Source organism: Planctobacterium sp. R6 (assembly GCF_055755215.1).
The window spans coordinates 1-22,705 of record NZ_JBVTQY010000027.1 but is presented as its reverse complement, the minus strand read 5'-3'; the positions used below and the strand labels follow the sequence as shown (position 1 = coordinate 22,705).

22 protein-coding genes are annotated in these 22,705 nt (G+C 47.5%); 11 read left to right on the top strand and 11 right to left on the bottom strand.

Features of this window, described 5'->3' with window-relative positions; all coding sequences use genetic code 11:
• Window positions 1–31 precede the first annotated feature (31 nt).
• The 4 genes from AC0J20_RS15880 to AC0J20_RS15865 all read right to left on the bottom strand — a co-directional run bounded on the left by AC0J20_RS15880 (window position 32) and on the right by AC0J20_RS15865 (window position 4,859).
• Window positions 32–1,531 carry a S10 family peptidase gene (locus AC0J20_RS15880; RefSeq protein WP_473022454.1) on the bottom strand — a complete coding sequence of 500 codons (1,500 nt, stop codon included), beginning with the start codon at window positions 1,529–1,531 and terminating at the stop codon, window positions 32–34.
• A gap of 133 nt (window positions 1,532–1,664) precedes the next feature.
• Window positions 1,665–2,552 carry a M14 family metallopeptidase gene (locus AC0J20_RS15875; RefSeq protein WP_473022453.1) on the bottom strand — a complete coding sequence of 296 codons (888 nt, stop codon included), beginning with the start codon at window positions 2,550–2,552 and terminating at the stop codon, window positions 1,665–1,667.
• Between the two features lie 82 nt (window positions 2,553–2,634).
• Window positions 2,635–2,841, bottom strand: a complete 207-nt coding sequence (locus tag AC0J20_RS15870; RefSeq protein ID WP_473022452.1) for a hypothetical protein — start codon at window positions 2,839–2,841, stop codon at window positions 2,635–2,637.
• 110 nt (window positions 2,842–2,951) lie between these two features.
• Window positions 2,952–4,859, bottom strand: a complete 1,908-nt coding sequence (locus tag AC0J20_RS15865) for a CBS domain-containing protein (RefSeq protein ID WP_229531365.1) — start codon at window positions 4,857–4,859, stop codon at window positions 2,952–2,954.
• Between the two features lie 344 nt (window positions 4,860–5,203).
• Here AC0J20_RS15865 and AC0J20_RS15860 point away from each other — a divergent pair, with 344 nt between their 5' ends.
• The 6 genes from AC0J20_RS15860 (at window position 5,204) to AC0J20_RS15835 (ending at window position 10,907) form a co-directional block, all read left to right on the top strand.
• Window positions 5,204–6,433 carry an ATP-grasp domain-containing protein gene (locus AC0J20_RS15860; RefSeq protein WP_473022451.1) on the top strand — a complete coding sequence of 410 codons (1,230 nt, stop codon included), beginning with the start codon at window positions 5,204–5,206 and terminating at the stop codon, window positions 6,431–6,433.
• Window positions 6,434–6,510: 77 nt separating this feature from the next.
• On the top strand, window positions 6,511–7,596 hold the full coding sequence (locus tag AC0J20_RS15855) for an alpha/beta hydrolase-fold protein (RefSeq protein ID WP_473022450.1): 1,086 nt from the start codon (window positions 6,511–6,513) through the stop codon (window positions 7,594–7,596).
• A gap of 32 nt (window positions 7,597–7,628) precedes the next feature.
• Window positions 7,629–8,792 (top strand): ATP-grasp domain-containing protein, encoded by a 1,164-nt coding sequence (locus AC0J20_RS15850; RefSeq protein WP_473022449.1) that lies wholly within the window; start codon window positions 7,629–7,631, stop codon window positions 8,790–8,792.
• A 5-nt stretch (window positions 8,793–8,797) separates the two neighbouring features.
• Window positions 8,798–9,538, top strand: a complete 741-nt coding sequence (locus AC0J20_RS15845; protein WP_473022448.1) for an esterase family protein — start codon at window positions 8,798–8,800, stop codon at window positions 9,536–9,538.
• Window positions 9,539–9,594: 56 nt separating this feature from the next.
• Complete coding sequence (locus AC0J20_RS15840) at window positions 9,595–10,140, top strand: heme NO-binding domain-containing protein (RefSeq protein ID WP_473022447.1); 546 nt, start codon at window positions 9,595–9,597, stop codon at window positions 10,138–10,140.
• A gap of 77 nt (window positions 10,141–10,217) precedes the next feature.
• Window positions 10,218–10,907, top strand: coding sequence for a helix-turn-helix transcriptional regulator (locus AC0J20_RS15835; protein WP_473022446.1), 690 nt, complete (start codon window positions 10,218–10,220; stop codon window positions 10,905–10,907).
• A 15-nt stretch (window positions 10,908–10,922) separates the two neighbouring features.
• Here AC0J20_RS15835 and AC0J20_RS15830 read toward each other — a convergent pair whose 3' ends face one another.
• A complete protein-coding gene (locus AC0J20_RS15830; RefSeq protein WP_473022445.1) occupies window positions 10,923–11,318 on the bottom strand; it encodes a rhodanese-like domain-containing protein in 396 nt (131 codons plus the stop codon).
• Between the two features lie 116 nt (window positions 11,319–11,434).
• Here AC0J20_RS15830 and AC0J20_RS15825 point away from each other — a divergent pair, with 116 nt between their 5' ends.
• Window positions 11,435–12,406 carry a helix-turn-helix domain-containing protein gene (locus AC0J20_RS15825; RefSeq protein WP_473022444.1) on the top strand — a complete coding sequence of 324 codons (972 nt, stop codon included), beginning with the start codon at window positions 11,435–11,437 and terminating at the stop codon, window positions 12,404–12,406.
• Window positions 12,407–12,458: 52 nt separating this feature from the next.
• Window positions 12,459–12,749, top strand: coding sequence for a YebG family protein (locus AC0J20_RS15820; protein WP_473022443.1), 291 nt, complete (start codon window positions 12,459–12,461; stop codon window positions 12,747–12,749).
• 9 nt (window positions 12,750–12,758) lie between these two features.
• Here the strand turns inward: AC0J20_RS15820 and AC0J20_RS15815 are convergent, their stop codons facing one another.
• The gene (locus tag AC0J20_RS15815; RefSeq protein WP_473022442.1) at window positions 12,759–13,652 is read right to left on the bottom strand and encodes a DMT family transporter; all 894 of its coding nucleotides are present in this window, start codon (window positions 13,650–13,652) and stop codon (window positions 12,759–12,761) included.
• A 120-nt stretch (window positions 13,653–13,772) separates the two neighbouring features.
• Between AC0J20_RS15815 and AC0J20_RS15810 the strand changes: the two genes are divergently transcribed.
• Complete coding sequence (locus AC0J20_RS15810) at window positions 13,773–14,717, top strand: LysR family transcriptional regulator (RefSeq protein ID WP_473022440.1); 945 nt, start codon at window positions 13,773–13,775, stop codon at window positions 14,715–14,717.
• A gap of 3 nt (window positions 14,718–14,720) precedes the next feature.
• Here the strand turns inward: AC0J20_RS15810 and tusA are convergent, their stop codons facing one another.
• From tusA to AC0J20_RS15785, 5 genes are all read right to left on the bottom strand, one after another.
• On the bottom strand, window positions 14,721–15,005 hold the full coding sequence (gene tusA, locus AC0J20_RS15805; RefSeq protein WP_377307083.1) for a sulfurtransferase TusA: 285 nt from the start codon (window positions 15,003–15,005) through the stop codon (window positions 14,721–14,723).
• The gene (pyrE, locus tag AC0J20_RS15800; RefSeq protein ID WP_473022439.1) at window positions 14,995–15,636 is read right to left on the bottom strand and encodes an orotate phosphoribosyltransferase; all 642 of its coding nucleotides are present in this window, start codon (window positions 15,634–15,636) and stop codon (window positions 14,995–14,997) included. Before pyrE ends, tusA begins: the two co-directional genes overlap by 11 nt.
• Window positions 15,637–15,655: 19 nt before the next feature.
• Entirely contained in the window at window positions 15,656–16,369 is a 714-nt protein-coding gene (gene rph / locus AC0J20_RS15795) for a ribonuclease PH (RefSeq protein ID WP_229531351.1), read from the bottom strand.
• 109 nt (window positions 16,370–16,478) lie between these two features.
• Entirely contained in the window at window positions 16,479–18,416 is a 1,938-nt protein-coding gene (locus tag AC0J20_RS15790; RefSeq protein WP_473022438.1) for an alpha/beta hydrolase family protein, read from the bottom strand.
• Window positions 18,417–18,485: 69 nt separating this feature from the next.
• On the bottom strand, window positions 18,486–20,432 hold the full coding sequence (locus AC0J20_RS15785; protein ID WP_473022437.1) for an alpha/beta hydrolase family protein: 1,947 nt from the start codon (window positions 20,430–20,432) through the stop codon (window positions 18,486–18,488).
• A 206-nt stretch (window positions 20,433–20,638) separates the two neighbouring features.
• Here AC0J20_RS15785 and AC0J20_RS15780 point away from each other — a divergent pair, with 206 nt between their 5' ends.
• Together AC0J20_RS15780 and AC0J20_RS15775 are read left to right on the top strand one after the other, a co-directional pair.
• Window positions 20,639–21,502: a YicC/YloC family endoribonuclease gene (locus tag AC0J20_RS15780; RefSeq protein ID WP_229531348.1), complete on the top strand. Its 864-nt coding sequence runs from the start codon at window positions 20,639–20,641 to the stop codon at window positions 21,500–21,502.
• Window positions 21,503–21,718: 216 nt separating this feature from the next.
• Window positions 21,719–22,687 carry a tyrosine-type recombinase/integrase gene (locus tag AC0J20_RS15775; RefSeq protein WP_229531347.1) on the top strand — a complete coding sequence of 323 codons (969 nt, stop codon included), beginning with the start codon at window positions 21,719–21,721 and terminating at the stop codon, window positions 22,685–22,687.
• The last annotated feature ends 18 nt before the right edge of the window (window positions 22,688–22,705 follow it).

Sequence of the window (22,705 nt, the reverse complement as noted above, 5' to 3'; positions counted from 1 at the left end):
TCCTATGGGAGGCCTGCCAGCAAATCAGATCTTATCGGGCCTGAATAAAGTCACGCACATCCGTTAAGAACTGTTGAAAGCTGGGATGATGAATATACATCATATGGCCCGCTTCATAGTATTTGTAAGTTACCCGCTGAGGGTCAATGCCGTTGCGGTCCAGGGCGTATTCGGCCCCCAACAATGGCGTTGCAAAGTCGTAATATCCGGCTGCGTTAAACACTCTCAAATCTTTATTGCCACGCATTGCCTTGCCAATGTAGGGAGCAACATTGAGGTACGGCTGGCGCTTGCCTTCACCCTGCAATGACCAGTTCCATTGAGTAACGCCTCCGATAATGGTGTATTCGCGCTCAGGATTAAACTGCAATCCCTCCCGCACCCAGTGATTTAGTGCCGCCGTGTAACTGCCATCTATGCCGTAAAATGAAGGATCGGTTTCCGGGTATTCACCGGCATCATCGTACTCAACACCTTTGAAACGACTGTCCAGCCGCCCCAAAGCAAGCCCCTCATCACGCAACAACTCTTTGTTAAAGCGCTGATAATTGACTCTGAGATTGGTCCGTTCCAGATAAGATTCTGATAGTCCGGTAAACTGAGCCAGCTTGCTTCGGATATTATCCCGTTGCTCGCCCTGCAAGGAAGAGCCAAGTAATAATGCGGGCGCATACTCTCTTAAGGCAAAATTACGGGCGGCATCGACCCATTGCACCAGCGAAAGGTTAGTTTCCACCTGTTTGTGATACCAGGCCGTGGCGGCCATTGTCGGCAACTGCACCATATATGGCAGTTCATTACCCTGGTCGTAGGTATCAATAGTAAAATCCAGGATTGTTGATATCAGAAGAATACCGTTAATGGAAACATCGTCCCAACGCCCTTCCAGTTCTTCAATTAACGCGGCTGAACGGGTTGTCCCGTAACTTTCACCGCCAATGTATTTGGGACTGTTCCAACGACCATTTTCTCTTAACCAAATGCGAATAAACTGCGCGATGGATTTAGCATCTTCTTTTACGCCCCAATAGTCTTTTGTTTCGCCTTTGCCCACAACCCGACTAAATCCGGTTCCAACCGGATCAATAAACACCAGATCAGTTACGTCCAACACAGTGTCCGGGTTGTCCTGCAAATTAAAAGGGGCAGCACCATCATCTTCAGCATCACTGGGAATAACGATTTTCTTTGGGCCAAATACGCCCATGTGCAGCCACACGGAAGCCGATCCCGGACCACCGTTAAAGATAAAGGCAACCGGGCGCTTAGACGTATCTTTCACGTCATCTTTCACGTAACTGACTGAAAATATCTGGGCGGTAACGTCACCCTCTTTGTTCTTTAACGGGGTTTCACCAGCGGTCGCTGTATAGTCCATACGTACGCCGTTAAACTTCCCCTGATGCTGAGTAACAGAGACGACGGGGTCAGGTATTGTTTTTTGCTCACTTTCACCGGCAAAAATGGTATTTGCCTGCAGGCTACCTAACGCTATCAGCAGCATGCACCACAAGTTTGTTTTCCGTTTCATTTATTCGCCTTTTCGTTATATTTTTTAAAACTTTGATTAGCTCCGCGACTATAATAGTTGTACGGTTTCAGGCAATAGCATTGCTGTTAATGTCCTGATTTTTGCGATAAACAGCATATCCTCAGGGCGTGTTTCAGACGTCATCAACAGCAATAAAAAAACCGTCATCACCTTGCTTTTGATAGCTGGGCAATACCATGCGACCATTAAAGGGAGCCCGCACCTCATCGCCTTTGTCATTGGCCAGCAATTGTTGCTGCGCGATCACCTGCAGGTTTTCAAAGCCTGGCAACATCTCAAAAAAGCCCTGATGCGCAATGTGATAACGGTATTTCACCCGGGTAAAGATCTGAGCTGCGCCTTGTGTGTGAAAACGTAAAAAAGCATCGGCATCGCGGTACCGCTCGGGATTGATCAGGCAGCCAGTTACCCGTAAAAAACAGGCCAGCGCGTTTTCTCCCACCACCTGCGTTATTTCGGCATTGTGCTGACCGCATTCCACCACTATGGTACTGGTCACTTTGTCAGCATAATAAGCGGTTAATGTACCGGGTAAAATTTCCACAAGATCAGCGATGGCCGGCAGTGGCAATTGCTGGGCAAGCTGTTCATTGTTTTGAGTATGCGGAAAACAGGTAAAAGGTGTGCCATGACCAGACATAGAATGCATGTCCAGCAAATACACTTCCTGGTCTTTAGGATGCGCATCGATAAAGCCATTAATATGATCGATAAGATGTCGCGCTTCGTGCCATTCGGGCACATCTGAATGGGCGGCATTGAGGTAGTCAGACACAAAAAATCGGTTGAGATCCCGCTCAATAAATCGCTCATTGCGATTTGCGGCGATAAGATTTCCGGTTATCCCGACAATTTTACCAATAAAATCTGTTGCTTTTAGTGTGACGGCCAATCGTTCCATGGCCCGAAAACCAACGTGCTCGTTACCATGAAGTGCGGCAACCACTATAATCAAGGGGCCTGGCTGACCGCTATCTAATTCCGCGAAAACCCGTTCCAAAAAAACTCCAACATATCCAACATCATCCTCTGTGAAGATGGGAGTTTATCAGTAAACGACCTGCAATAGCTGAAAAAATAGCTTAATCACTTTTTACAGATGTGGCTTCCGGCGGAGCAAGAAACTGGCTGACAATTAACAGCAACAAACCAGACACGTATTCCGGATGGATGATCAAGCTGATACCTTGTCCAAACGCTGCCCAACTGGCTCTGGCAATCAGCAGAATCGCAACAAGTAGGCAGCAAACAAATGCCACTTTGCGGGCAATCAATTTTGTGTTTTTCATATCTTTCCCTGATGTTCAAACTGCTGCCATCATACCGTGACAGATGAAAAAATGAACCGGAAAAAAGTCCAGTTTTTCACCGGACTGTCAACCGTACCGGGTTGTGTTGTTCAACCGCCCTTTTCTAACCACTTGGAAAATTCATCCATCAATTCCGCTTCGGTCAACATGCCCACCAGGCCGTCTTTCGACAACACAGGTAAACACCCCACTTTATGGGTGCGCATCAGATACATTGCCTCGTCAATGGTATGGGTGGGCGTAATAGTAATAGGCTCTTTACTCATCACTTCCTGTACCGGCACAAGATGCACATCACCGCGGGCGGCGTATTTGCCATAAATCTGCAGAATACTGCGATAGGACACAACGCCGATCAGCTTGCCGTTGTCTTCCACTGCAACATGGCGAATATGATTCCAGTGCATGATCTTCGCTGCTAAATCAATGAGGTCATCAGGGTGCACGGTAAAGATGTCGGTAGACATCACCTGTTCCACCAGCTGGTTATGTTGCTTGATGGCGCTAATCTCAGGTGGCGTAATGTCGTTCCAGGTGTGCACCGGGTCGCCGGATGATTGCCGGTTCAGCATAGATGCGGTCAGTACCCGGCAGGCGTTTTCTTTTTTCAGCCCCTTATCCAGAATGGTGTTGTAATTGCGCAACATCCAGATGGCACCATTTTGGTTGTGTCTGGTGCGCTCTTCGATCACGCCCAAATATCTGTCGATATCGCCGGAATCAATGCCCCTGTCTCTCAGGCCTTCTTTCGCCAATGGCAACAGCTCCTGCAACACCAGATCTTCAAATCCGTATTTTTTGCCTTTAAACCAGTGAAAGTCCGTGTCCATTGAATGCTTGGCGGCATTGTTGAAATTCAGTTTGGCATCGGAGAAATCCATACATTTAGAGATGTCCCCGACTTCCTTGCTGTAGCCACACAACAGCCCCAGATAAAAGGCACTGTTTGCCATGGTATCCAGCGGTGTTGGCCCTGCCGGTAATATCCGGTTTTCTATGCGCAAATGTGGCTTGCCATTGCTGATCCCGTAACAGGCGCGATTCCAGCGATAAACGGTGCCGTTGTGCAGACACAATGCCTGTAATTTAGGGACTTCACCGCGCTCCAGCGCATCGAACGGATCGCAATCAATATCCTGTGCAAACAGCACCCGAAAGCGGGCAATGTCTTCCTGAAACAATTCCAGCACCGATTCTTTAACCCAATGATTGCCAAACCAGACTCTGGGTTCCTGCTCGCGATTGGCTTTGTTGGCGGAGCGGGTATCGATTGCCTGTTGGAACAGGGCGATTCGGGTTTCATGCCACAACCGTTTGCCCATCAATATGGGGCTGTTTGCCGCCAGTGCCAGCAAGGGGCCGCTGATGGCCTGGGCAATATTGTAATAGGTGGCAAAATCTTCCGGTGTTACCTGAAAATGCAATTGAAAACTGGTATTACAGGCTTCGATAAGGACATTGTCGTGGGTGAACATCAATTCATCCAGGCCTTCAATATTCAGACGGCTGTCTTCACCGCGCATACCGCAAAGCACCTCATTTATCATGCGATAGCGGGGTTTAGGGGTAATGTTGTTGAGATTGAGGTCAGACTTGCTGATGGTGGGTAAAATACCGGTCTGGGCAACATAAGCGCCCATTTCATTGGCTTTATCACGGATTTTTTGGGTCAGATCTTTAAGCTGGGTCTCAATGCGTCTGAGACTCAGCGCATCAAACTCTTGCGGATCCAGGTTGGCCTCCAGATTAAATAAGGCTAACTCTGGCGTAAAATAGTCCGAATCCAGCGCGGTCAATAAATCATGCCCCACCGATGCCGGGCGCATATGAGAATCAACCAGGAAAAATTCCTGCTCCGCACCAATCCGACTTTTGTCCTTTTCGAACATGTCGTTTTCCAGCATTTGTTCCAGCGCCTGGATATCCCTGAGCAAATGCCGCATAAACAAACGAATCGCATCTGCGGAACGATTTATACTGACTTCATGCTGGCCCATCCCAGCCTCCTTGTTTCTCTGATTTTAATGCGTACCAAATACTTAACAGCAATCATTGGTTGTGTTTTCTCAGGCCTCAGCACTCGCTTAAAAAGGCGCCGCACAACAACAAAGGTAATTTGACTATACGCACAATTTTTTCATTTGTTAACGCTTTTTTAACGGGGCAATCCCTTACAGTTTAAAGGCTGCAGCGACATTCAGTTTACGTAAAGGGAAACTGTCGTCACCAGTCCATGATTATTATTTGCACAGTCAGTACCACAAATCCGGTTTGCAGTTTGCTATCCCCCTAAATAGCGTCTACACCTTTATCGAATAACCACAGCCACGGTGAGCAGGATATGACCCATAAAAAATTAGGACTCTTGTTAGGCGATGAGGAAGACTGGCCCAACGCGTTCGAAGGACTCTCGCGCTGGATGGGGCAAAAGTGTAACTGGCAGGGTAAGGAAACCGCAATCGACGTTGAACGGGTGCGTATACATCCTTTTAGCCTGCAACACGGTACCAGTTACAATCTGGTCATAGACCGACTGGCGTATTGGCACTTTACGCCCAGAGAGTGGCTGAAAAAAGCCGCGCTGATGAACGACCTGTACCTGCTCAACAATCCGTTTACCTTTCAGAGTATGGAAAAACACAGTGCCTACTGCACCATGATGCGGCTGGGCTTTAATGTCCCTGAAACCTGGTTTTTACCCCCCAAAGTGGGTCCGGATAACAAGAAATACACGGCCACCGCCGCCCGTTATCACGATCTGTTTGATTTACCAGAGATTGCCCGAAATATCGGTTATCCGATATTTATGAAGCCCTTCGATGGCGGAGGCTGGCGCGGGGTTACCCGGGTGGATAACGAAGAGGAATTGATGGCGGCATATCACGCATCAGAGAAAGAGTTGATGCACATTCAAAAAGGGCTGGATAATTTTGATGTGTTTGTGCGCTGCCTGGGTATTGGTCCCGATGTGCGCAGCTTCAAATACGACCCGGCGCAACCACAACATCTGCGCTATGTGTTGACGGATAAGGTGGTGGATGATGACACCAATGAGGAAGCGCTGCTCACCACCAAAGTGATCAACGCCTTTTTCCGCTGGGACTTTAATTCCTGTGAAGCCATATACAAAGACGGGCAACTCTGGCCGATGGATTTTGCCAATGCCTGCCCGGATATCGCCCTCACCAGCCTGCATTATTATTTTCCCTGGGCGATTTCATCATTGTACGCCTGGTCTATGTTCTGCATCGCCACTGAGCGGCCGATGCATGTCACTATGGATATTAAACCCTATTACGAGATTGCCGACTCAGAGCGCAGTTTCAAAGAGAAACTGCGGGAATATGCCAAACTGGCGGATCAACACCTGGAAACCGAGCGCTATTGGGAGTTTCGTCACAGTGCGCTTAAGGATCTCGACGAAGTCATGTGGCATTTTACCCGCTCCGGGGAATTTGATCAGATTATCGTATCCACGGTGCAGCAGACATTTCCAGCACATGAACAGGAGCAATTTATTTCTCACTACCGACAATTGATACAACAATGGATCAATGACAATCATCGCTAAATGACATTTGAGTGCTTGGTTCGGCGCTGATTATCAGTATGATGCAATACACAATCAATAAGAAACCGCATAGCTTAATGACAGCCACCAGCACCATTAATTTTGCCGTCGAGGCCGAACACCCGGGGCCTGCACTCTGGGTAACCGGTAATCACCACAGTATTGGCAACTGGCAACCGGAAGGTTTACCACTGCACAATCACAATGGCATCTGGAAAAATAGCCTGAAAGTACCCAGGGGCACCGGCCTGGAATTCAAGATCACCGACGGTACCTGGGAAAATGAAGCCATTCTTAACGAAATTGCCGCAAAACAGAACTTTCGGGTAGTAGCCAATGACGATATGGAACTACACTTATCGGTAAATCATTGGCACAACAATCCGCCTCCTATGCAGGATCACATACTCGGCAAGGTAGATTATCTGGGGCATATCAGCGGCAAGGGCTTTCGCGAGCGGGAAGTGATTGTCTGGCTGCCCACCGCTTATTTAAACAACCCCACCAGGAAGTTCCCGGTGTTGTATATGCACGATGGGCAAAACCTGGTGGACCCCAATACCGCATTTTTACACAGCGATTGGCGCATGGATGAAACCATTGAATCGTTAGCCGCTCAGGGGCAAATCACACCACCGATTATAGTCGGCCTGTACAACACCGAAGACAGACTGGAAGAATACGCCGACAACCAGAAAGGCCGGGACTACCTGCGGTTTATCGTAGAAGAAATAAAGCCCATGATTGACGCCAGCTATCGCACGCTAAAAAGCAAAAAGCACACAGCGGTTATGGGTTCATCCATGGGTGGACTCATTTCCTTTTTAGCTGCCTGGTATTATCCATCTGTATTTGGTCATGCCGCCTGCCTGTCACCGCTATTTTGGGGCAAAACCACGGTTGTAGTGAACGCCTGGCAAATGGTAAAGGCGAACCCAAAACACAAGCTCAATGCCCGCTTGTATCTGGACAACGGCACACAAGATTTAGAGCGCAAACTGATGCCCGGCTGTCTGAACATGCTTAAAGTGTTGCAGGAACGTGGCTATCGGGAAGGAAATAATCTAATGTGGTTTAAAGAAGAAGGCGCATGGCATAACGAAGCGGCCTGGGCAAAACGCGTCTGGCGACCGCTCACGTTTATGTTCGGCAAACACAAATAACACAAGGTCTAACCGGAACCTGAGGGGTTACAATGAATTTTATTTTTCTGTCTCCGCAATTTCCACCTAACTATTATTTATTCTGCGAAGGCCTTAAAAAACGCGGCGTCAATGTGATCGGTTTATCGGATGCGCCGTTTGAAAGTCTACCACCTCAGTTGGTAGCCAACCTGTCAGATTACTATAAGGTCAGTTCGCTGGAAAAATACGACGAGGTTTATCGCGCCGTTGCCGCCCTCATTCACAAACATGGCCGCATTCACCAGATTAACGCTCACAATGAGCACTGGCTGGAACTGGAAGCTCATTTAAGAACCGATTTTAATATACCTGGCATCAATCAAAGCATACTGCCGGATGTCAAAAATAAATCTGATATGAAACGCCGTTTCAGGCAGGCTGGCTGCTCCGTTGTTGAAGGGGCGGTAGTGGCCAGTGCAGCACAGGCCCATGCGTTCGTGGAAAAATTTGGCTATCCCCTGGTGGCCAAACCGGATAAAGGTGTGGGCGCATCGGGCACCTATCGAATCAGTAATCACGGCGATCTGGAAGAATTTTTGCGTATCAAAGGCGATGCAATCTTCTTTTTTGAAGAATTTGTAGAAGGCGATATTTATACCTTTGATGGCATGGTGGACTACAATGGCAATCCACTGTTTTTAATGTCCTGCACCTATTCCTCTGGGGTAATGGATATCGTTAATAAAGATCTGGACATTTACTACTATTACGATCGCCAGATACCCGACGACCTCATTGTCGAAGGCAAAAAAGTGCTGCAGGAATACGACCTCAGAATGCAGTTTTTCCACTTTGAGTTTTTCCGGCGCTACAAAGACAATAAGTTAATTTGTCTGGAAGTAAACATGCGCCCGCCCGGTGGACGGGCGATGGATATGTTTAACTTCGCCATGGATGCAAATCTCTATGATGAATGGGCTAATGCCCTGTGTCATAACGCCCCCACGCAACACCTGAGCATTAATCATTATTGTGCTTATGTGGGTCGCAAGCATCACTATCAATATTCACTAAGTCACCAGGACATTCAGCAAAAATTTGGCCACCTGATCCGCTATCAGGGCGATGTCCCTCAGGTATTTTCTCGCGCTATGGGACAGTACTGCTATATTTTCTGTTGTCATGAAAAAGAAGAAATGCTGGCCATTTGTCACACCATGTTAGAGAAGGTTTAAGCATCATGCATATTGAATATCACAAGTGGTACAGCGAACGACTTGGCCGGGAAATGGAACTCAAGGTATATGGCCATTATGGTAAACCGGTGTTGGTATTTCCCAGCTCTGGCGGGCGATTTCACGAATTTGAAGATTTCAAAATGATTGCTGCTGCCTCGGAGTTTATCAACAACGGCGAGGTTAAGTTCATCTGCATTGACAGCATAGACAAAGACACCTGGCTGAATAAGCAAGCCAGCGATGAGCACATCGGTGGCCGACATGAAGCATTTCATCGCTACGTGACCGACGAAGTTGTGCCCTTTATCTGGCAACTATGCGGCGGCAAAATTGCCATCGCCACCCACGGCTGCAGTTTGGGCGCTTATCATGCTGCAAATTTCTTTTTCAAAGAGCCGGGGATTTTTGATGCGGTGCTGGCATTCAGCGGTGTGTACAACATCAAAAAAGTGCTGGGGCGCAATTACGGCACCGAACAACTTTATTTCAATTCTCCGCTGGATTATCTGCCCAATATGAACGACCCCTGGTACCTGGGCAAATACCAGAACAGTAAAATCATCATTTGTGTCGGCCAGGGAGCCTGGGAAGATGAAATGATGGATGATACCGCTACAATGAAATCAATTCTGGCGGCAAAACAGGTAGATGCCTGGGTGGATTTTTGGGGTCATGATGTTGACCACGACTGGCCCTGGTGGCGCAAACAACTTGTGCACTTTTTACCGCATATCATCAAATGAAAGGCCATGAAGAAATGCCATTTATCAACGCAACACAAGCGTAAGGAGAGCCAAAAGTGAAAGGTGTGGTTTTTACCGAGTTCATGGATATGGTGGAAGAGGTATTCTCAGATGAAGTACTGGATGACATTATCGATGCTGCAGAACTCCCCAATGATGGAGCCTACACCACCGTAGGGACTTATGATCATGAAGAAATTGTGCGCCTGGTGGTGGCCCTGAGCGAACAAACCAACATCGCTGTACCTGAGTTATTGGAAGCGTTTGGCAATCACCTGCTGGGCCAGTTTGTGAAAGGCTATCCACAGTTCTTTGCTGACGCCAGAGACGCATTTGACTTTTTGTCCAACATTGACGGCTACATTCACGTCGAAGTATTAAAACTTTATCCGGATGCAGAGCTTCCTAAGTTTTTTCATGAACAGCTATCGGACACGCATCTGCGAATGTATTACCAGTCTTCCCGGCACTTTGAAGATCTGGCGGTTGGCCTGATTAAAGGTACACTGGCCCATTTTCAGGTGCAGGGTAATGTGACTAAATCAGAATCTCAATGGCAGGGACAGGCAGCCATTCAATTCGATATTGTGCTAAATGACTAACCAAAACACACTACTGACAATTTCTGACCGCAAACCAGGTATGATTCTGCGCAACAGGTCGAAACATAGCGTCTCACATGAAAAAAGCAGAACGTCTATTTAGTCTCTTTACACTACTAGCCAGCCGCCGTACCGCCATTACCGCAGAGGCCATCGCCGATGTGATGGAAACCTCCATCCGCACGGTATACAGAGATATCCGCTCGCTACAAATTGCCGGAGTCAATGTTGAAGGTGAACCCGGCATTGGCTATTTGCTGGGGCGACAGAATCAGCTGGCGCCACTGATGTTTACCCCGGAAGAAGCGCTGGCGCTGTTAGTGGGAAGTCAGATGACTCAGGCCTTTACCGATCCCAGTCTGGCATTGGCTGCCCAGAAAGCCACCGACAAGTTCAAAGCCGTCTTACCCGAATCCACGAAACTGCTATTAGAGCGACAGCCTTACTGCATCCCAATTTTTGAAGAAGACGCCCCTTACCGTGAGACTCATGCATTGCTGCGAAAGGCTTGCGAAGTTCAGCTCAAAATTGCCGTTACCTATCAGGATCAACAAGGCCAGACGAGCGAACGCATTCTCTGGCCTTTGGGCATTATCGGTTGGTTTGGCAAGTGGACACTGCTGGCCTGGTGTGAACTGCGCAACAATTATCGCAATTTTCGCTTTGACCGGTTTAGCGATATTCAGCTTACCGACCAGTCATTTACCACCAGCGCTCAGTGTAGTCTGAAACACTTTCTCAGCACGGTTTGTGACAGTTATGGATGAGCATTATCTGTTCACTCAACAAGTGTGTAGCTGAAAGCCTTCATCTACCCAACCCGTAACACCCCCGATCATTTTCTTCACCGGCCGCTCCAGTTTTGCCAACCTGATGGCAGCCTTTTCAGTGGCGTTGCAGTGAGGACCGGCACAATAAACGACAAACAGGGTTTCAGCGGGATAAGCCGCTATGTTCTGTTCATTAATTTTGCCATGAGGCAGATTTACCGCGCCTTTGATGTGCCCGGACTGAAACACACTTTCGGCCCTGACATCCAGTAAAACAAAGTCCTGACGCTGATTGCTCATGGCGAAGTGCACATCCCAACAATCAGTTTCAAACTCCAGTAAGGCCTCAAAGTGCGCCAACGCTCGATTGGAAGAAGCCGCAGGTATTCTGGCTACCGGTGATGCCATGGTATTTCTCCTTTGATAAAAACACCGGGAAAGTATGAGTAAAAACCGTACAAATTAAAATTGGCTTATATACAATAGTTCGTTAATATCTGGCCAAACACTTAGTGGGAATTGTTATGAAGCGCGTAGCCATTTTAACCTTCAGTCGTCAGGCATTATTTGAATTAGGCTGTGCCACAGAGCTTTTCGCCTTGCCCAGGCCCGATATTGAAAACTGGTATCAAACGGATATCGTTAGTTTTGAATCGGGCCCATTGCTGGCTACAGGTGGCATCTTACTGCAAAGCCAACATGTCACCCACCTGGACGGTTATGATATGTTGGTGATCCCTTCCTGGAGCAGTCAGCCCAGAGAGATTTCCCCGGAGCTCAAAAGCGCCATCATGAAGCTGCATTACCAGGGTAAACGATTACTTACCTTCTGTTCCGGTGCGTTTTTACTGGCTGAATTAGGTCTGCTGCGTGGTCGCAAAGCCACCACTCACTGGATGTATAAAGCGGCTTTTCAGTCCCGGTTTCCCGACTGTGAGTATGTGGACGACGTGCTGTATCAATACGATGGTGAAATAGGCTGCTCAGCCGGTAGTTCTGCCGCCATTGATCTGGGTATCGAAGTGATCCGCCAGGATTATGGTCATGATATTGCCAATAAAGTCGCCCGCCGCCTGGTACTGGCAGCCCACCGCAGTGGCGGTCAATCGCAATACGTGGATAAACCGGTACACCGGGGCCGTAACCTGTTCAGTGAAACGCTGGATTGGGCCATCGCCAACCTGGACCAAAAACTCGACATTGATACCCTGGCACAACAGGCCAGCATGTCGCGGCGCACCTTCGACCGAAAATTTCGCGCTACATTTAATATGAGCGCCAACGCCTGGTTAATTGAACAGCGTGTAGCATTAGCTAAACAACTTCTGGAAGAAACCCAGCACAATATCGAGCGCGTGGCGCAGTTTGCCGGTTTCGACAATGCCATGACACTGCGCCACCATTTTCGCAACCTGGTAAATATCACCCCCACCAGGTATCGGGAACAATTTAAAGTAAATCAACAATCAGAGAAAGACTTGCAAAAATCTGCTTAAAGGTCATACTGATAACTGTATATATTAACAGTATCAAAGTTGAGGTTTACCTATGGCGGTAATCACTAAATATGTAGTGGAGCACAAAGGGGTGGAAAAGTTGGTTACGACTGACAAAAAAGAAGCGGATAAGTACGACAAGATGTTGGAAGTGGCCGACAATCTCGCCATTTATCTGGAAGCCAAAGGTATCAAGCTGGAAGAAAGCCAGATGGAAGATTTATCTATCACCCTGTCAAAAAACAAAGACAATCTGAATAAGTTGTTTAAGGGTGTTGAAGCTGACGCCCTGCTAAAAGAAGAAAAAGCCGAAGTCGTAGCACTGCAGTCAAAAAAAGCCTGACGTAGCTTGTCAGGAGCTTTTTGGTAGAGTTGGCGGCCCTTTATTGGCAAAAAAGCCGGCCAGGGTTGCCAGTATGAATGCAATGCCATAAACCGCTAAAAAAGCTTCATTGAAGAACAGCACCAGATATAGCAGCGAAATCAAGGGTGTGGCAAAAGTGAAGGTGGTGGCGAAACTCATATCGGCCTTTTTAATGGCCCATATCCACAACAGATATGAGATCCCATTGACCAATGCCCCGTTAACAATTATCGGCAACAAGCCTTCTGAAGCAGGCCATGCCCATTGGCCAGTTACACTTAACTGCACCCCGGATGCGATTGTCGCAACGGCAAAGTAGAGAGTGGTTAATGTTATCGGTTCATAGTGAAAATATTTACTGAGCACGGAAAACAGGGCAAAACTACTGGCACCCACAAACACCCAGAAGATTGCCACCGGCTCGCTCACTGTAACACTGTTTAAATTCCCCTTAGTTAAAACCAACACCACGGAACTAAACCCAAAAATAACGGCAAGACTTTTATACCTGTGCCATTGTTCTTTTAAGATCAGCACCGACAGAACACAGATGGTGACCGGCCAGGTATATTGGGTCACCAGCACTTCCATCCCATCAGCCAACGAATATCCCTGATACAACAACCAGTAATACAACCAGGTACCTAATAGGCCGTTGGCGACTATTTTTAGTCCGTCATTTATCCTCAGTACCTTTACCTGATGCCATTTCCCGCTAAGCAATGCCACGCCTGACATCACCAGAAAGGAAGTTAAACTGGAAAAAAACAGAAACTGCTCACTGGTTAGCCCGATTTGCCCGGTCTTTGCCACAACCGGGATAAGTCCCCACAACAAAACACATAGTGAGGCAAATATTGCCGCCTGAAGCCTGTCTGACATTATTATCCTGATCCCGTTATTAGATGAGCTAAAGCATTATTACCTAACCCATATTTTATTTATATTAATATCTTATAAAGTCAGATATCATTTTTAGAGATTACAAATTGGCGAACAATAGTGGATTTTAAGAAACTTCGTACTTTCAGAGCTGCCGCACAGTTTCAGAACTTTAGCGATGCGTCGGCTCATCTGGGCTATGTGCAGTCAGCGGTTACCAATCAGATTAAAGCTTTGGAAGACGAATTACAGACCCGCCTGTTCAAACGCACCGGACGCGGTGTCGCCCTTACCGAGGCCGGACTAAAACTACAGCAGTATTGCGAAAAGCTGTTTAACCTTCGGGACGAAGCAACACTGGCAGTCAAAGGCGATTCTGTCGTTAAACCGGTAGTGCGTATCGCCGGCTACGAAACCTTGCTGACTTATCGATTGCCCGAGGTTATCCGGAATTTTCATCAAACTCACCCCAATACCCATATTCAGGTGCAACCTGTTGCCGTAAAACAATTGAGGCAATTAGTTTTGAACGAAGCAATAGACGTTGCCCTGATCTTTGATGATACGGATGTCAGTGCCACCCATCAGCTGGCGGGGTTAAAGCAACAGGCTCTGGGTGAAGAGCCTGTCGTAGTGGTGGCCTCCCCCAAACACCCGCTGGTAGGCAAAGCCGACGTGTCACTGGCAGATTTAGCGGGAGAAACCCTGCTACTCACCGAACAGGGTTGTTATTACCGCAACCGATTTGAAAAAGCCCTGATTCAGGCCGGTGCAATGACCGGTACCTTGATTGAATTTACCAGTATCGAGGCAATAAAAGCCTGCGTGGCAGGTGGCACCGGTATCGCCGCGATCAGCAAAATCTCCGTGCAGTCTCAGTTGGATAGCGGCGAAATTGCGGAAATTAAGATGACAGATTTAGCTTTGTCAGTAGGCGTTCTGTTGGTGACTAAACCAAAAACCCACAACCACAGTGTCAACGCCTTTATCCGGCATTTAACACAGGGTCACAACCTTCAGGGAGCCAGCAATGTTGAACAGGTAGCCACAACGCTGCCCCCTTGATAATTATGCCTGGACGTGGCCTTTTTGAATGAGAAACTGATAAGGCATTTGCTCAGTTTGTTGGGCCACCAGAGTGTGGTCCATAAACCGGCAAAAACTGGGGATATCGCGTTTGGTAGCCGGATCATCAGCATCGATCAGCAAGGTTTGACCGTCCTGCATATTGCGGATCTCCAGACGCACCATCATTACCGGCTCAGGACATCTTAGCCCCAACGCATCCAGGTGTTTAGTGGCGTTCTGACTGTGCGCTTCCGTTAGCTGCGCTGGTTGAACTTCAGATACCATAGCTGGCACGGTATTGAGTGATATTTTCCAGATGCTGCGCCATCTCAGGCTTGTCTTTCAGGTACTCAATCAGATCAGCCAGGCTGACGATAGATACCACCTGAGTATTGAAATCCCGCTCGACTTCCTGAATTGCAGACAACTCACCTTTACCTTTTTCCTGACGATCCAGTGCAATCAGCACGCCTGCTAACGACGCACCGCATTCGTCCAGTAGCGCCATAGACTCGCGAATTGCCGTACCTGCGGTAATCACATCGTCCACCAGCATTACGCGACCTTCCAGTGGACTGCCCACCAGATTACCGCCCTCGCCGTGCTCTTTTTTCTCTTTGCGATTAAAGCAATAAGGCGTATCAATCTCATGCTTTTCTGCCAGCGCCACAGCCGTGGTCGTTGCAATGGGAATACCCTTATAAGCCGGACCAAACAGCACATCAAATTCTATGTTGGCAGCCAGCAGCGCCTCGGCATAGTATTGACCTAATTTGGCGAGATCACGGCCGGTATTAAACAGCCCGGCGTTAAAAAAATAAGGGCTTTTACGGCCCGATTTCAGCGTAAATTCACCGAAACGCAACACATTGCGCTCCAGAGCAAACTCAATAAAGGCTTTTTGATAGGCTTGCATTTAATCGACCTCCGGAAAATTAAGCTAACGCTTTTTTCTGAGCATCAAATACTTCCACCAGGCCTTGTTTCGCCAGGGTCAGCATTTGGTTCATTTCTTCAAAGCTGAATGGTTCACCTTCGGCAGTGCCCTGCACTTCTATCAGTTTGCCGGTATCCGTCATGACCACATTCATATCGGTTTCCGCGGCTGAATCTTCGATGTATTCCAAATCGGCAACCGGCTCACCTTTGTAAACACCTACTGAGATCGCCCCAATCATGCATTTCATTGGGTTGTTATTGATGATGCCTTTTTTGCGCATCCAGCTCAGTGCATCCGCAATTGCCACACAGGCACCGGTGATAGAAGCAGTACGGGTACCACCATCAGCCTGAATCACGTCACAATCCACTGTGATGGTATTTTCACCCAACATTTTTAAATCCACGGCAGCACGCAGTGCTCTGGCGATCAAACGTTGGATTTCCATGGTGCGACCACCTTGTTTACCGCGTGCAGCTTCACGCTGTGAACGGGTATGGGTAGCTCGTGGCAACATACTGTATTCCGCTGTTACCCAACCGCGGCCTTCGCCCTTCATAAAACGTGGCACACCTTCTTCCACAGTGGCGTTACACAATACCTTGGTATTGCCAACTTCAATCAGTACCGACCCTTCGGCATGACATGTAAAGTTACGGGTAATGGTGATGGGTCGGATTTGACCCGCGGTTCTGCCACCTGGACGCATTGAAAAGCTCCTGTTTATTAAGAGGTAAATATAAAAAAGGGTAAACTCGCCCTCGAACAGGTAGTTTACCCTTTGATCAGTCAATTATGAATATTTAAAGCAGAAAGTGCTACTTTAAGTGTTGCTCTAAAAACGAGGCAACTTTTTCAAAATACATGCCCCGGTTGTCTTCGCCGTAAAAGCCATGGGTCTCAGTGGCTCTGACAAACCACTGAAATTCTTTTCCGGATTGGGTGAGCGCCGTTTTGAATGCTTCAGCCTGCTCAAACGGGACGCGTCGGTCTTTTTCGCCATGCGCAATCAATACCGGAGCCTTAATCAGTGCCGCTCTTTTTGCCGGAGAAAAACTATCGAGCAGCGATTTATCCAGCCCCAACACCATTTTTAAGAATTCTTCTCCAAAATATTGCTCTGGAATATCCCCTTCTTCAAACATCATATTCAGATCAAATACGCCTGAAGTTGCGATTACACAATCAAATAAATCAGGAGCAAGCGTAGCGGCCTGTGCCGCACTATAACCGCCAAAGCTGGCTCCCATAATACAGACCCGATCATTATCTATTTCTGGCTGAGCCAAAGCCCACTGCGTACCTTCAATGATATCTTGCTGTACGCGTCTGCCCCACTCTTTATAGCCTGATTCCTGAAATGCGGTTCCATAGCCACCTGAGCCACGGTAGTTTAGCTGCAAGACCGCATACCCCTGGTTTGCCAGCATCTGTACTTCCCGGTCGAATCCCCAGTAATCCCTGACACCATGAGGCCCACCATGAACCAGGGTCACCAGTGGAGGAGGTTTGTCAGATTTAGCCGGAATAGTCAGATAACCGTGTATCTTTTGCCCATCAGAGGCATTGAACGTGATGTACTCCATCGGAGACATCACGTCAGCAGGTACCGCATCAAACATCGAAAAGATTTTTTTCAGGCTCTTCTTCGATTTGTCGAACAGATAGAAGCTTCCCGGAGAAACATCAGAGCTGACCCGCAGAACCCAAAGTTTGCTGTCTCTGGTGCGACTGGTCACTGAAACATTCTGTCCCTGGAACGCCCCCAACAACGCCCGAAACATGGCGGCATCTTGCGCTTCGCTATCGAAAATGATGTACTCCGGGTAACTTACGTCCACGCGCAACTCGTATACCGAACTCATGTCCTTGGCAAACATTACCTGGGTAATATCGACATCCTTATCAGTAAACAAATGCGCGCTGGTTTGGGTTTTAGTATCCCACTGGTAAATTCCCTGAGAACTTCTGTCACCCTCGCTTAAGTAGAAAAATCGCTGATCATCCCCAGCAAAGGCTAACGGGAAAAAGGCGTTATCTCCGCTAAATTGTGGCATCAACTGCCAGTCTTCTTCAGCGTCATGCCACTGATAAAACTCACTGACATTAGATTCACTTGTGCCCTGAACAAAGCGCACAGCCCCCGTGCTATCTGAAAAGAATGTCGCGCCTGGCACAGGTGACCTGGCCAGATTTCCGCTGGTTTTACCGCTGTATACATTTAACTTGTGCACAGTAGCGAATCTGGAACCATCATCGGAGTATGGTTCGGAAGATATCAGTACATGCTTGTCATCATCTGGCAGTATGTGAACTAAATCAGCCCAGCCTCGTGTCTTGCGTTTGACTGTAAGCTTAAGTGAACCGGCGCCCCCCTTTAAGCGGTAGCCATATAACAGGTCGCCCTTGCTGCCATCAACGTTGATGCCATATAACTCACCGTAGTAGAGCGGCTCCTCTTGGGCCACCGATGTAGCTAACACCTTGATTAACAAGCGTTCATTGTTAACCCAGAAAAACTCGCCCACCTGATGAGGTTCGGGAAATTTGAGATAGCCTACTTTTTCCATAGTTTGGCTATTCAGCATGGCAAGTTGTCTCTCACCCGCAAAAATTCCCCGAACGGCAAGATGTTCACCATCCGGTGATATTTTGACGTTGGAAACTGTGTAGTCTTTAGCAAAATCCGAAGGTCTTACAGGCTCGGCCGCCAGCAAACCTGAAGAAAACACCCATAAACACAATAGTAGCCGCACGATAAATATTCCTTTTTACGTTCAAAAAGCAGCGGCCATAATATTATGAATTAGCCCACTTGTTGCAGCTTATTTCAGATACTGCCGCAAAAAGCCTGCAACGGTCTCAAAATACTCGGCACGATTGTCTTCATCAAAGAATCCATGTGTTTCGCTGGAACGAACAAACCATTCATAGGGCTTATCGTGCTCTTCCAGGGCATCTCGCAATTGTTCGGCCTGTTCAATTGGAACCCGTCGGTCTTTCTTGCCATGGGCAATTAATACCGGCGCCTGCAAATGAGTAACCCGATTGACCGGAGAAAAGGCTTTTAATTCAGCTTCGTCTTCACCCAGTACTTTTTCCAGAAAACTTTCACCAAAAAACAATTCCGGGATATCCCCCTCGTCAAACATCATTTGCAAATCAAAGACCCCGGCGGTAGCAACCACACAGTCAAATAATTCGGGGGCCAGCGTGGCCGACTGAACGGCTGAATAGCCTCCAAAGCTGGCTCCCATAATACAAACTTTCTCCGGATCGACCTGTTCCAACGCCATTGCCCAGCGAGTTCCTTCAATGATGTCTTTCTGGATGCGGTCACCCCACTGGCGGTGTCCGGCCTTTTCAAAGTCCTGCCCGTAACCACCTGAACCGCGAAAATTGACACGCAATACCGCGTAGCCCTGATTAGCTAACATCTGTACTTCAGGGTCAAAGCCCCAGTAGTCTCTTGGACCATGCGGGCCGCCGTGCACTAACGTAACCAAAGGTACTTTACCCGAGGCCTTTTTAGGTAACGTCAGGTAACCCGGAATCTCGACACCATCTGAAGCTTCAAACCAGATTGGCTGCGTGCTGGCCATTTGCTCTTTGGGCACCGCATTGAATACGTCAAACAATATCTGAATTGCCACATTTTCGCGGTCAAATAAATAGTAGGTTCCTGCAGATGTATCAGATTTAACAAACACCACCCAGAATTTTTCATCGCGACTTTTGCTAACAATAGTCACTTCTTGCCCGACAAATGTCGCCAGCAAGGATTTAAAGACCGCTACGTCATCTTCCTGATCGTTAAACAAAATATATTCAGGATAGCCATTGTCGATGCGAATGCCATATACGGCACTTTTATCATCGGTGATGGCAACACCGGTAATATCCACCTTTTGATCGACATAAACCTTACTGGACTCACCGGTTTTCAGGTTGTATTTAAACACCCCTTGTTTGTCGGTATCGGCGTCATTTACATAAAACAAGTGTTCATTGTTTGCGTCAAAACTGTAAGTAGCAAAACCGTCACCAATATTGATGTCGCTGTTGGTTTGCCATTCTTGCGATTCCGCATCATAGCTGAAAAATTGTTTTTCGCCTTCTTCGGTCACGCCTGTGACAAAACGCAACTGCCCTGCCCTGTCGACATCAAAAACACCTGCCGGGAGAGGAGAACGCGCAATTTTCGAACTTAGTTTGCCATTGTAGATATTGAGTTTGCGCAGCTCAGGGGGACGAGACGAATCTTTCGAGGCGGGTGTTGAACTGATCAGAATGTGATCTTCATCATCCGGTAAAAAGTAGACTATTTCCGCCCAGCCGCGGGTGGCAGTACCGCGCCGAATATTGCTGCCTGCCGCCTTTTCTATTACGTCGTAGCCATAAATGTTTTTGGCCTTGTCACCGTCGTAATTCACCGCAAACAGCTCACCATAATAGAGTGGTTCACTTTCCCATGTGCGGGCTTGCAGGATTTTGATGACCAGGCGCTCATTGTTTACCCAATAAAAAGGGCCGACCTGGCGGGGGTATGGAAGGTTGGCGCCGCCAACTACTTTAAAGGTTTGAGTATCCAGTACCAGTAACTTGCGCTCTGTGTCTTCCAGAACTCCCACGGCGAGATACTTGCCGTCTGGCGAAACTTTTGCGGAATAATATTGATTCCCTCGGGCAAAGTCCCCGGGCGAGACCGCCATGACCTGATGAGACAACGCCAGAATTAATAGCACGATCCCTGTATATATTCCCTTTCGCATAGCAAAACTCCTGTATAAATAGATATGATTCCTTAATCTAGCGCAATGGTACAGACAACGGATAACAATAAAAAGACACCCTTTATAAAAATTAGGACATTTCTCCGCAGAGCTTGTAAAACAAGGGCTTCCATAAAATAGCTCTTTGCCTGCAGAGCGCTTTACGTTACCATGACTGCTTTCCAATTCAGTAAAGAACTCAGCTCATGATCCACAGTATGACCGCCTTCGCCCGTAAAGAAATTAAAGCCGACTGGGGCACCGCAGTTTGGGAAATTCGTTCTGTGAATCAGCGTTTTCTGGAAACCTATTTTCGCCTGCCCGAACAGTTTCGGGGACTGGAACCCATCTTAAGGGAACGCTTTCGCGCCAAACTGGCACGCGGAAAGGTAGAATGTGCGCTGCGCTTCAGCACCGAAGATGCTACAGTCAACAATGTCACTCTGAATAAAGACCTGGCGCAACAACTGTTAAAAGCCGCTGACTGGGTGCAGTCTCACGGTCAATCTACCGGCGTCAATCCCGTAGACATTTTGCGTTGGCCCGGCGTGGTAGCCACCGAAGAAGCAGACATGGACACCATCCAAAACACGCTATTGCAAGGGCTGGATGACGCTTTACAAGATTTCCTGCAAGCTCGCGCCAGTGAAGGTAAAGCCATTGACGCCATGATCAATCAGCGCCTTGATGCCATTTTGGTGGAAGTAGATAAAGTCGGCAATCACATGCCAGAAGTGATCCAGTGGCAAAAGGATAAACTTATCGCTCGCTTTGAAGAGGCCAAAGTAGAGCTGGAAGAAACCCGCGTAGAGCAGGAAATGGTAATGCTGGCCCAAAAGTTGGACGTTGCAGAAGAACTGGATCGCCTGAAAGCTCACGTAGCAGAAACCCAAAAAATCATGAAAAAAGGCGGTGCCTGTGGCCGACGCCTGGATTTTATGATGCAGGAATTCAACCGCGAATCAAACACCCTGGGTTCAAAATCCATCAACGCCGATATCACGCAATCGGCAGTTGAGCTTAAGGTTCTAATCGAACAGATGCGCGAGCAAATTCAGAATATTGAATGATATCTGAAACACCTTGATGAAAGGTTTCCAGCATGTCTTTCAGGAAGCCTTTCTGATATAGCGTTACTGCTCCATCAATAACTTCTCAGAACAACGACGGCCATTTTGCCAATGCAACCCCACAAACCGGTAAATTATCAGACCCAACAATTATAAACTGGAAAAATCTTCTTAATAAACAGTAATATAGCGTTTTTCTATAAAACACTATCACCTATGAAAACGTTAAACTGTGTCTGCAGTCAGTTTCTAAAAGTCTGTGAAAAGCAAAAAAACCTATCCGCCCACACACTGAAAGCCTACGAAATTGATCTCGCACAGTTCAAAGCATGCATCGGTAGCAACGCACTAACAATAGCAATAGGCAAAGAGCAAATTAAACGTTTTCATATTTGGCTAATTGAACTTGAACTTTCCCCTACGTCGATCAAAAGAAAACTCGCTTGCGTCAAAGCCATGTTCAGATGGTTGGAATTGGAGGAGGCAATAGAAGCCAATCCCTTTCATAAGGTTAAACTCGAAATCAAACTGCCAAGGTTGCTTCCCAAAAATGTCGAAGCCAATAACCTTATACAGATGATCTCTACAGCCAGGCGTCGCTGTCCTTTACTGAGAATAAATGATCATGCTTTGTTACAGACAAAATTGACAGGTTTACATAAGAGAGAGCTTAATGATTATACCGTATTAGTCGCTCTTGAAGTAATGCTCGCTACTGGTGTCCGCGTAGGCGAATTAAGCCGCTTAAAAATAGCTGACATCAGTTTCCCAAAGCAGAAAATTAAAATCTTAGGAAAAGGCAGTCGTGAGCGCTACGTATACATACCCGATGACGAACTCAACCAATTGTTGCAAACCTATATTATATTGCGGCAAGAGTTAAACCCCGATACAGACAATTTCCTCATTAATAGCAGAAGTAAACCAGCTTCAACTCAGTTCTTACGCAAGCTCATCAAAAATATTGCAGAAAAAGCTAAGATAAGCCAGAAGGTGACACCGCACATGCTACGCCATAGCGCTGCTTGTGAACTGCTCGATTCAGGCCTTGATATACGTTTTGTACAAAGACTGCTGGGTCACAGCAGCATCTCTACAACCGAAATCTATACCCACGTAAGTGACAATATTCTGCAGGAGAAAGTGACTGCAGCAAACGTCAGAGGAAAGCTATCTCTTAAGTAAGCATAACTAAGAATTATG